This is a genomic window from Mycobacterium sp., assembly GCF_035653355.1.
Classification (GTDB): domain Bacteria; phylum Actinomycetota; class Actinomycetes; order Mycobacteriales; family Mycobacteriaceae; genus Mycobacterium.
The window spans coordinates 1-9112 of record NZ_DASRBZ010000372.1 but is presented as its reverse complement, the minus strand read 5'-3'; the positions used below and the strand labels follow the sequence as shown (position 1 = coordinate 9112).

Annotated in this window: 10 protein-coding genes; 7 read left to right on the top strand and 3 right to left on the bottom strand. The window is 64.4% G+C overall.

The window, feature by feature from the left end; translation table 11 throughout:
* Nucleotides 1–1100 (bottom strand): CoA-acylating methylmalonate-semialdehyde dehydrogenase (mmsA, locus tag VFA16_RS12940; protein WP_324968195.1); only part of this gene is annotated, 1100 nt, incomplete at its 3' end.
* Between the two features lie 263 nt (nt 1101–1363).
* Here mmsA and VFA16_RS12935 point away from each other — a divergent pair.
* The 7 genes from VFA16_RS12935 to VFA16_RS12905 all read left to right on the top strand — a co-directional run bounded on the left by VFA16_RS12935 (nt 1364) and on the right by VFA16_RS12905 (nt 6911).
* On the top strand, nt 1364–1903 hold the full coding sequence (locus VFA16_RS12935; protein ID WP_324968194.1) for a sigma-70 family RNA polymerase sigma factor: 540 nt from the start codon (nt 1364–1366) through the stop codon (nt 1901–1903).
* Nucleotides 1900–2613 (top strand): Rieske (2Fe-2S) protein, encoded by a 714-nt coding sequence (locus VFA16_RS12930; protein WP_324968193.1) that lies wholly within the window; start codon nt 1900–1902, stop codon nt 2611–2613. Before VFA16_RS12935 ends, VFA16_RS12930 begins: the two co-directional genes overlap by 4 nt.
* 72 nt (nt 2614–2685) lie before the next feature.
* Nucleotides 2686–3147, top strand: coding sequence for a cupredoxin domain-containing protein (locus VFA16_RS12925; RefSeq protein WP_414687711.1), 462 nt, complete (start codon nt 2686–2688; stop codon nt 3145–3147).
* Nucleotides 3148–3164: 17 nt separating this feature from the next.
* Nucleotides 3165–4073 carry a metallophosphoesterase family protein gene (locus VFA16_RS12920; RefSeq protein WP_324968192.1) on the top strand — a complete coding sequence of 303 codons (909 nt, stop codon included), beginning with the start codon at nt 3165–3167 and terminating at the stop codon, nt 4071–4073.
* Nucleotides 4070–4444, top strand: coding sequence for a hypothetical protein (locus VFA16_RS12915; RefSeq protein ID WP_324968191.1), 375 nt, complete (start codon nt 4070–4072; stop codon nt 4442–4444). The genes VFA16_RS12920 and VFA16_RS12915 overlap by 4 nt, the downstream gene beginning before the upstream one ends.
* A gap of 53 nt (nt 4445–4497) precedes the next feature.
* Complete coding sequence (locus VFA16_RS12910) at nt 4498–5727, top strand: NAD(P)/FAD-dependent oxidoreductase (RefSeq protein ID WP_324968190.1); 1230 nt, start codon at nt 4498–4500, stop codon at nt 5725–5727.
* Nucleotides 5724–6911: a methyltransferase gene (locus VFA16_RS12905; protein ID WP_324968189.1), complete on the top strand. Its 1188-nt coding sequence runs from the start codon at nt 5724–5726 to the stop codon at nt 6909–6911. Before VFA16_RS12910 ends, VFA16_RS12905 begins: the two co-directional genes overlap by 4 nt.
* 720 nt (nt 6912–7631) lie before the next feature.
* On the opposite strand, the gene rfbC is transcribed toward VFA16_RS12905, so the two are convergent.
* On the bottom strand, nt 7632–8237 hold the full coding sequence (gene rfbC / locus VFA16_RS12900; protein WP_324968188.1) for a dTDP-4-dehydrorhamnose 3,5-epimerase: 606 nt from the start codon (nt 8235–8237) through the stop codon (nt 7632–7634).
* On the bottom strand, nt 8234–9112 hold an 879-nt coding region (gene rfbB / locus VFA16_RS12895), incomplete at its 5' end, for a dTDP-glucose 4,6-dehydratase (RefSeq protein WP_324968187.1). The genes rfbB and rfbC, both read right to left, overlap by 4 nt.

The window sequence follows — 9112 nt, the reverse complement described above, 5'->3', positions numbered from 1 at the left end:
AGGTTCGCGTCGCCGAAGGTCAGATCGTCGCTGGTGCGCTCGCGGCCGTCGACCACGATGTCAGCGCCGGCGGCCACGCCTTGACCGATGTAGTCGCGGACCCGCTTGAGCGCAGCCTCGGTGACGAGCGGACCGTAGTCGGCCTTGGGGTCCAGGCTGTGGCCCACCCGCAGGTTGTTGATGCGCTCAATGAGCCTGCCGCGCAACCGTTCCGCGGTCTGCTCTCCGACCGGCACCGCGACGCTGACCGCCATGCAGCGCTCACCGGCGCTGCCGTATCCGGCGCCGATCAGCGCATCGACGGCCTGGTCGAGGTCCGCGTCGGGCATCACGATCATGTGGTTCTTGGCGCCGCCGAAGCATTGCGAGCGCTTACCGTGCGCGGCCGCAGTCGCATAGATGTACTGCGCGATATCCGAGCTCCCCACGAAACCGACCGCCTGGATGTCCGGGTGCGCCAAGATGGCGTCGACGGCTTCCTTGTCGCCGTGCACCACCTGGAACACCCCGGGCGGCAGGCCGGCTTCGATGAACAGCTCGGCCAGCCGCACCGGCACGGATGGGTCGCGCTCAGAAGGCTTGAGAATGAACGCATTTCCGCATGCCAGCGCTGGTCCCGCCTTCCACAGCGGGATCATCGCCGGGAAGTTGAACGGGGTGATCCCGGCGACCACGCCCAGCGGTTGGCGCAGCGAATAGACGTCGATGCCCGGCCCAGCGCCTTCGGTGTATTCGCCCTTGAGCAGATGTGGGATGCCGATGCAGAACTCGATGACTTCGATGCCACGCTGGATGTCACCACGCGAGTCGGCCAGGGTCTTGCCGTGCTCTAGCGAGAGCATCTCGGCCAGTTCGTCGGTGTGCTGGTTCACCAGCTCGATGAACCGCATCATGACCCGCGCCCGGCGCTGCGGGTTCCACGCTGCCCAGCCCTTCTGCGCCTCGACGGCCGATGCCACCGCGGTGTCGACATCTGCCGTGGCGCCCATCGGCACTGTCGCCTGCACCTGGCCGGTGTTGGGATTGAACACGTCGGCCGTACGCTGCGACTGCCCTGTCGTGCGCTGGCCGTCAATGAAATGCGGAATCGTTGTGGTCATCAATGCCCTCGAATACGCGAAAGGAGTTTACTAGGACATCCTAGTAAAGTGCTTGCATGACGTGCAAGGCCGTTGCGCTTCGCAGCTGGTTCACTGTGCATTCAGGGCGGGTTTTCGGCCGCGAGAGCGCCCTATCCGCACACTCGGCGCCGTCGACGCACATTCGATGCCGTCGACGCACATTCGGTCTAATCCGGTCAGCGCAGACTGTAACCAGCTCCGCTATGGACTGGTGACGACCAGTCGTAGAAGGCAGGCGATAGGTGACGGCATCGTGCGACCCGGTCAACCCGCGACCTCTGCGCGTGGTGCGCGACGGCGGCTATGCCGACTGGGAGGCGGTGTATCAGGACAACGCGACCTGGGTCTATCGGACGATCTTCGCTCGGGTCGGCAACCGGGCCGACGCCGAGGACCTCACCGCGGAGGTATTCCTGGCCGCGCTGCGGCCGCTGCGGTTGACCGCCAGCGTCGGCGAGGTGCGCGCATACCTGCGGACCACTGCGCGCACGGTGCTGGCCGCCCATTGGCGTGAGACGTTGGGACGCGAGATCACCTCGATCGAAGACATCGAACAACCACCTGACAGCGAAGAAGCGATCAGCACCGCGCCGCAGCGCGTCGCCAGGGTTCTCCAGAGCTTGCCCGACCAATACCGGCGGATCCTGGAATTGCGGTTCTTGCAGGGCCGCTCGGTCAAGGAATCAGCGGCGGAGCTCGGGATTAGCGTCAGCAACGCCAAAGTGCTCCAGCATCGCGCACTGCGGCTGGCGGCACAGGTGAGCGAAAAGGACGTGTCATGAACGCGCGGAGGTTGCGCCGCTACGTCGACGACCTGCTGCGGGGACGCCGCCCAAAGCCATTCCAGCCGGACGACTTTGAGGCAGAGCAGATCCGCACGGCGATCGAGTTGACCGCGGCCCGAATGGGCGGTGATGCGCCGCGGCAGGAGTTTCTCACCGATCTGCACCGACGGCTGGCGGCACAACTGGAGGAAACGCCGCGGCAGGCGGTATCGCCGGGGAAATCCGGCGCCACTCGCCGACAAGTCGTAATCGGAACGTCGGCCGCGGCGGCCGTTTCCGCGGCGGCCGGGGTCTCGATCGATCGATTCGCCATTGGCCGGCGTGCTGCTGACACGTACGCCGGCGGCTCAGACCAGGAGCTCACACCCAACAACGGGCGTTGGATACGGGTGGCCGCCAGCTCCGAGGTCCCCGACGGGGTCATGCACCCGTTCGACCTCGGCACGGTGATCGGATTCGTCCGCCGGGTCGACGGCAAACCTGAGGCGGTGTCGGGAGTGTGCACCCATCAGGGCTGTCGGCTGCGGTTCGACTCGCCGGATAACCGGTTGCGCTGCCCATGTCATTCCACATCGTTTGCACCCACCGGCCAGGTGCTCGACCATCAGCTACCGATCGCTCCAAAACCGCTGCCGGCGTTGATGGTTCGCGAAATCAACGGGATCATCGAAGTTTTCGCGCCGCTGCGGCCAGGTGAACCCGCCTAAGCCGTGTAACCCGCCTCCGTATCTTTTGGCGAGAATCCTGCATCCCGTGGCTGTTTGCGACCATGGAGGTGGATCGTCGTGTCTTCACGAGCCCACATCGTGCTTTTCGCCGGTGCGCTGCTGCTGGCCGGATGTTCGGCCTCGCAACGCGAGAGTCATCCGTCAGTGACATTCGCGTCGGGCGCCAGCGCCACGCCCGGGATGCCGGGCATGAGCGAGATGCCGTCGATGCCGGGCGCACCACCGGGCACGGCGTCGCCAACCGGGCCGGCGGCGCCGGCGAGCGGCGACGCGGTCAGCATCGACAACTTCGCGTTCGTGCCCGCGAAGTTGACCGTCGCCGCTGGCAGTACCGTCACCTGGACCAATCACGACGAGGAGCCACACACCGTGGCGGCAAGCGACGGCTCGTTTCACTCGCCCGGTATGGACGCGCAAGCCAGCTACTCCCATACATTTTCCGCCCCCGGCACCTTCGACTACGTCTGCTCGATCCACCCATTTATGCGCGGGACCGTAGTGGTGACGCCGTGAGCGGGGATGCGCAGCCCATGAGCCGCCGCCAACTCATCCGGCATACCGCATGGTTCGGCGCGGCGGTCGGCCTGGCTGTCGTCGGCGGCGAGGTCATCTCTCATGTCGCCGGCGCAGCGGGGGCCCAGCATGCAGAGGCCAGGCCCACGGTGCGATTCGCGCAAGTCAGTGACAGCCACATCGGATTCTCCGGTAGGGCCAACCCGAACGTCGCCGAATCGTTCAGCCACGCGATCGAACGCATCAACAACCTCGGCTACACACCGGATTTCGTCATCCACACCGGCGACCTCACCCATCTGTCCACTCCCGAGCAGTTCGACCAGGTAAAGCAGATGATGACCGGACTGAGGACACCACATGTCTTCACGGTGCCCGGGGAACACGACTCGGTCGACGACGCGGGCCAGAAGTACCGCAGCACGTTTGGCGCCGGGACCCGCGGCGACGGATGGTACAGCTTCGACATCGCCGGCGTGCACGTGATCGCGTTGGTTAACACGTTGAACCTGAAGAAACTTGGCCACCTCGGCGTCGAGCAATTGGAGTTCGTCAAACAGGACGTCGCGGGGTTGTCCAGCGACACCCCCGTCATCGTGTTCAGCCACATCCCGCTGTTCGTGATGTACCCCGACTGGGGGTGGGCCACCGACGACGCCGCCCAGGCGCTCAGTTATCTGCGGCGGTTCTCGTCGGTTACCTGCCTCAACGGGCATGTACACCAAGTCTTTTCCAAGACCGAAGGCAACATCACCTTCTACAGCGGCACCACCACCGCCTATCCGCTACCGCATCCGGGCGACGGACCTGGCCCCAAGCCGGTCACCCTGCCGGCCGGCAAGCTAGGCGATGCATTAGGCATCCGTGAGGTCAGCTACACCACCGGCCAGCATGGTCTGGCGCTGAAAGAACGGCGGCTGCAATGATTTTGGCCCTTCGCAGTAGCCTTGCGGCGTCGCTGGCTGTCGGCGGGTTCATCCACGCGTTGCTCTACGTCCACGGCTATCGTCACATCCCCGCAATCGGCACCGCGTTCCTGATCCAGGCGAGCGTCGCTTTCGCAGTGGCGCTGCTGATCCTGGTGGGGGGCCCGGCATGGTTGCGCTGGGCCGCGGCAGCCGTGGCAGGCGGCGCACTCGTGGCATTCATCTTGTCGCGCACCATCGGGATTTTCGGCTTTTCCGAACGGGGTTGGCAGCCCGCACCGCACGCTGCGATCAGCGTGACGGCCGAACTGCTGACCGTGGTCCTGGCGGCGGTGTATCTGGTGCGAGGCCAACGCGGCAGACAGGATTAGCGCGGCGGTGAACTTCTCGTCGACCTCCAGCGTGTTAGCACCAGGAGGTCGAGATGCCGATACCGCATGCCCCGTCGACTCGCGCGCTTCGGGTCCTCGTTGTCGGCGCCGGTGTGGGCGGAATCTCCGCTGCTCGCGGCTTGTTGCGCGACGGCCATGACGTCACCGTCTTCGAGCAGCGGCCCGATGTGACTGCGGGTGGTGGCGCCGTGACTATTTGGCCCAATGGCGCGACGGTCCTGCGGCAGCTGGATGTCGATATGGATGGGGCCGGTCAGCTCATCTCGGCCGTCCGGGTCATGACACCCACGGGCCGTTCGATCGCTAATTTGGACGTGACCTCGATCGTCGACCGGCTCGGCGAACCTGTTCGGATGGTGCCACGTCGAGTCTTGCTTGAGCGGTTGCTGGACGGCTTTCCGGTCGACCGCATCCGATGCAACTCGCATGCGGTCGAGGTGGTCAACAAGGCTGACGGAGTGCGGGTCGAGTTCCAAGACGGCAGCTCAGCCGAAGGAGACGTGGTGATCGGCGCCGACGGCCTGCACTCGATGGTGCGGAAGCTCGTTGGCGCACAACACGCGAAGCCGACCGGCTGGTGCAGCTGGCAAGGATTGGCCACACTGCCGGACGCCGTCGACAAACACGTCGCTCTGATGATGATCGGCAAGCACGGGAACCTTGGGCTGTGGCCGGCCGGCGGCTTCGCCGTGCAGTGGTGGTTCGACCTGCCATGGTCGTCAGACTTCGTCAGACCACAACGTCCCATCGACCTGATCCGGTCCCACTTCACTGGATGGTCCGAAACGGTCGATCAAGTACTCGCCACATTGACCGACGAAGATTTGGCGCGTTCGCCGTTCCCCCATTTCCGGCATCCGATTCCCCGGGCGGGCCACGGCGCGGTCACGTTGCTCGGCGATGCGGCGCACACCATGCCGCCCACCCTTGCGCAGGGCACAAACCAGACGCTGCTCGACACGATGGTGCTATGCAAGGCCCTGTGGGGTTTCCGGCCGGAAATGAACGGCAGCAACGCCGATCTCGCGGGCGCGCTGCGCTGGTACGAGACGACCAGGCGACGCAAGGTCAAGGCCGTATCCTGGGTGACCACGCTGCAGGTGTCGCGGCCCGAGCCGGTGCTGAAATCGGCGGCGATGATTCCGGACCGGTTCATGACGTGGGCACTGACGACGTTTTTGCGCGCGACGAGTCATCGCGAAATGTCTGCTGAGATCAGCCGAGCCCTCCCGGCCTCAACTGTTATCCCGTCCCTTCGATGAACGGGTCCCGGGTGCCGCCCGCCGTGCTGGCCCGCGTTGTCGAGTGGATTCGCCATTACCTCTTCCGGCTTCATCAACGGCTGACACCGGCGCCCGCAGCGATGATGGAGATGATCATCGCCAGCTGGACCTCGCAGGCGATCACTGTGGCCGCCCAACTCGGTGTCGCTGACGCCCTCGCCGGCGGCCCTCTGACCATCGATGAATTGGCGGCGAAAGTGGGCGCGGACGCGGACGCGCTGCGCCGGCTGCTGCGCGCGCTGATCAGCCGGGGCATCTTCTGTCATCGCGATGATGGTCGCTATTGCCTGAATTGGCTTGCACATACGCTGCGTTCGGACGCACCGGTGTCGATGGCGTGCGCCGCGCGGTTCTACGGGTCGCGGGAGCAGCGCGAACGCTGGACCTTGATGGAGGATGCGATCCGGAGCGGCAATAGCGTTGTCCCGGCGATGCACGGCAAGGGCAGCTTCGACTATTTCGCTGAGCAGCCTGAGCTTGCCGAGCTCTTCAACCAGACGATGACGAGTATTTCGGAGCTGACGACTGGGGCCGTGGTTGCGGGCTACGACTTCAGCGCTCACCGCACGATCGTCGACGTCGGCGGAGGTCAGGGCCAATTGCTGGCGGCCATCGTGGCCGCGACGCCGAGTTCGCACGGCGTCCTGTACGACCTGCCATGGGTCGTCGCGGGTGCTCCGAACGTGTTGCGGGCGAACGATGTCAGCGACCGGGTGTGCATTGCTGAAGGATCGTTTTTCGAGAGCGTTCCGAGCGGTGGTGACGCGTACATCCTCAAGAACATCATCCACGACTGGCCCGACGAGAAGGCGGTGCAAATCCTGCGCAATGTGCGCTCAGCGGCTCGCCCCGGAGCCACGGTCTTGCTGATCGAATTAGTCATTCCCGAACACGACCGTGACTTTCCCGGAAAATGGGCGGATCTGGAGATGCTGCTGAATCTGGGCGCACGCGAACGCACGGCGGCGGAATATCGAGCGCTGCTTGGCCAAGCGGGATTTCGGATGACACGGGTGGTGCAAACCGCTTCGCCGCTCAGCGTGGTGGAGGCGAGGGCCGGCCAACGGTCAACGCCAGCAGTGCCAGCGGAAGCAGTACCGCGACGATCAGCGCAATCGACTCGCCGACCGCTGCGGCAGTGGTGTAGTGCTGATGGTGAGTGATGTGGAAGACCAGGTGCGGGATGGCGAACACCACATAGGCAGCCAGCGTGGTACGAACCAGCAGCCGATCCATGGTGATAGCTGCGACCAGTGTCACCGTTCCTAGCGCGAGGTTCATCGCACCGAAGTCGCGCATGAGGTGTTCGGCATACGGCGGCGCGAGGTCAACCCACGGCACATGGTCGTAGAAGGACCGTGGCGTCAGCGTGGCCAGGATACCCACGGCGAACACCACGACAGTCAGCGCCCAAAGACCAGCGCGTAGTGGGAGATTGGTGAGCGGTTGGTCGGATTTGAGTGCCATGATGTCTCCTTCCGCGGCCGGTGGAGCAAGTGCAGGTCCTGCAGCTGGCAGGCGTTCTGAGATCCATCATGTACCCGATCCTCCGGTGGCTGCGGTCGAATGCTTTATGCATGTCACGCGCGCACAGAAAGCGGTCATGCGACCATAAGCCGTGACGCGTCGATAACGGCAAACGTCATTGTGGCTCGGTTGGCAGCACGTGCCGCGGGAAAGGAGCGCTGGATGAGTTGGGCGACGGGTTCTGAATTCCGCGGCGCAATAACGAGATAACTGTGTCCGTTGCGCTTATCGGCATGGCAGCGACGGGCGCGACCGCTCCGGCAAATGCCAGAGCAGGCTTCGGGGGCATGCCCCGTACGCCTGTTCTTCTCGACGATCCCGATCCCTTTTAGGGCTGGAGAGTGACATCCGCCGTTCTAGGTGTTGCGCAGGCCAGCGATAAACGCCTGGGTTTCGTCCCAGGTAGGCAGCAGGCCGGCTGCGCCGACTTCCTCGAGCGACGGGGCGGCGGCGTCGCGATCCGACAACACCAGTTCGCCGTCGGGCATCGGCCAGTCGATCGCCAGCGCCGGATCGGTGGCGCGTATGGTGTGCTCGCGCTGTGGGTTGTATTCCGCCGAGCACAAATACATCACTGTCGAGTTGTCTTGCAGCGAAACGAAACCGTGTGCGAGGCCTTCGGATATGTACACAGATCTGCGGTCTCGGTCGTCAAGCAGCACTGAATCCCACTGCCCGAAAGCCGGTGAACCGACGCGGATATCGACGACTACGTCGAATACCGACCCGTGCAGGCATGTCACGTATTTCGCCTGGCTCGGCGGCACCTGGGCAAAATGCAGGCCCCGCAGAACGCCGGCCGACGACACCGAGCAGTTGGCCTGCCGCACGTCGAGACGGTGACCGGCGAACGCGGCGAACTCATGATCGGTGAGCCACTCGAAGAACACCCCGCGCGAATCGGCATGCAACTGCGGAGTGATCTCCCAGGCCCCGGGGATATCAAGCTCACGTACTTTCATTGACCGCGTTCTTCGTATCGGGCCTCGACGGCGGTTTTGAGCGGACCCCACCACGGTTCGTTCGCGCGATACCAGTCGATAGTGGCACGCAAGCCTTCCTCGAAGTCGGTATGTTTTGGGGCCCAGCATAACTCGTCGTAGAGCGGTGACGGGTCGATGGCATACCGCAGGTCGTGGCCGGCGCGGTCGACAACATGATCGAAGTCGTCAGGGTCGCGGCCCATCATTTGCAACAGCATTCGCAGCACCGACAAGTTGTCTCGCTCACCCTCGGCGCCGATCAAATACGTGCGGCCGATCTGGCCTCGTTCCACGATTCGGCGGACGGCGTCGTTGTGGTCGTCGACGTGGATCCAGTCGCGCACGTTGGCTCCGCTGCCGTACAGCTTGGGCCGACGCCCGGTGAGCACATTGGTGATCTGGCGCGGGATGAACTTCTCAACGTGCTGATACGGCCCGTAGTTGTTGGAACAGTTCGAAATCGTCGCTTGGACCCCGTACGAACGTACCCAGGCTCGCACCAGCATGTCCGCCGCAGCCTTGGTCGCCGAGTACGGACTCGACGGGTTGTACGGCGTCGATTCGGTGAACCGTCGCGGATCTTCCAGCGTGAGATCGCCGTAGACCTCATCGGTGGAGACGTGGTGCAGCCGCACTCCGTTGCGCCGCACCGCCTCCAAGATGGTGAACGTTCCGACCACGTTGGTGTGCAAAAACGGTTCCGGGTCGGCCAGCGCGTTGTCGACATGGGTTTCGGCGGCGAAGTGCACGACCGCATCGGCCTCGGCGACCAGCTTCGAAACCAACTCGGCGTCGGTGATGTCGCCCTGCACCAGCCGGATGTCGTCTTCGACCGGGGCCAGCGACTCGCGGCT

Coding starts and splice junctions, on each gene's coding strand:
- rfbC (WP_324968188.1), bottom strand. CDS start 8,237: ATGAAAGTACGTGAGCTTGATATCCCCGGGGCCTGGGAGATCACTCCG.
- VFA16_RS12915 (WP_324968191.1), top strand. CDS start 4,070: ATGATTTTGGCCCTTCGCAGTAGCCTTGCGGCGTCGCTGGCTGTCGGC.
- VFA16_RS12910 (WP_324968190.1), top strand. CDS start 4,498: ATGCCGATACCGCATGCCCCGTCGACTCGCGCGCTTCGGGTCCTCGTT.
- VFA16_RS12905 (WP_324968189.1), top strand. CDS start 5,724: ATGAACGGGTCCCGGGTGCCGCCCGCCGTGCTGGCCCGCGTTGTCGAG.
- VFA16_RS12930 (WP_324968193.1), top strand. CDS start 1,900: ATGAACGCGCGGAGGTTGCGCCGCTACGTCGACGACCTGCTGCGGGGA.
- VFA16_RS12920 (WP_324968192.1), top strand. CDS start 3,165: ATGAGCCGCCGCCAACTCATCCGGCATACCGCATGGTTCGGCGCGGCG.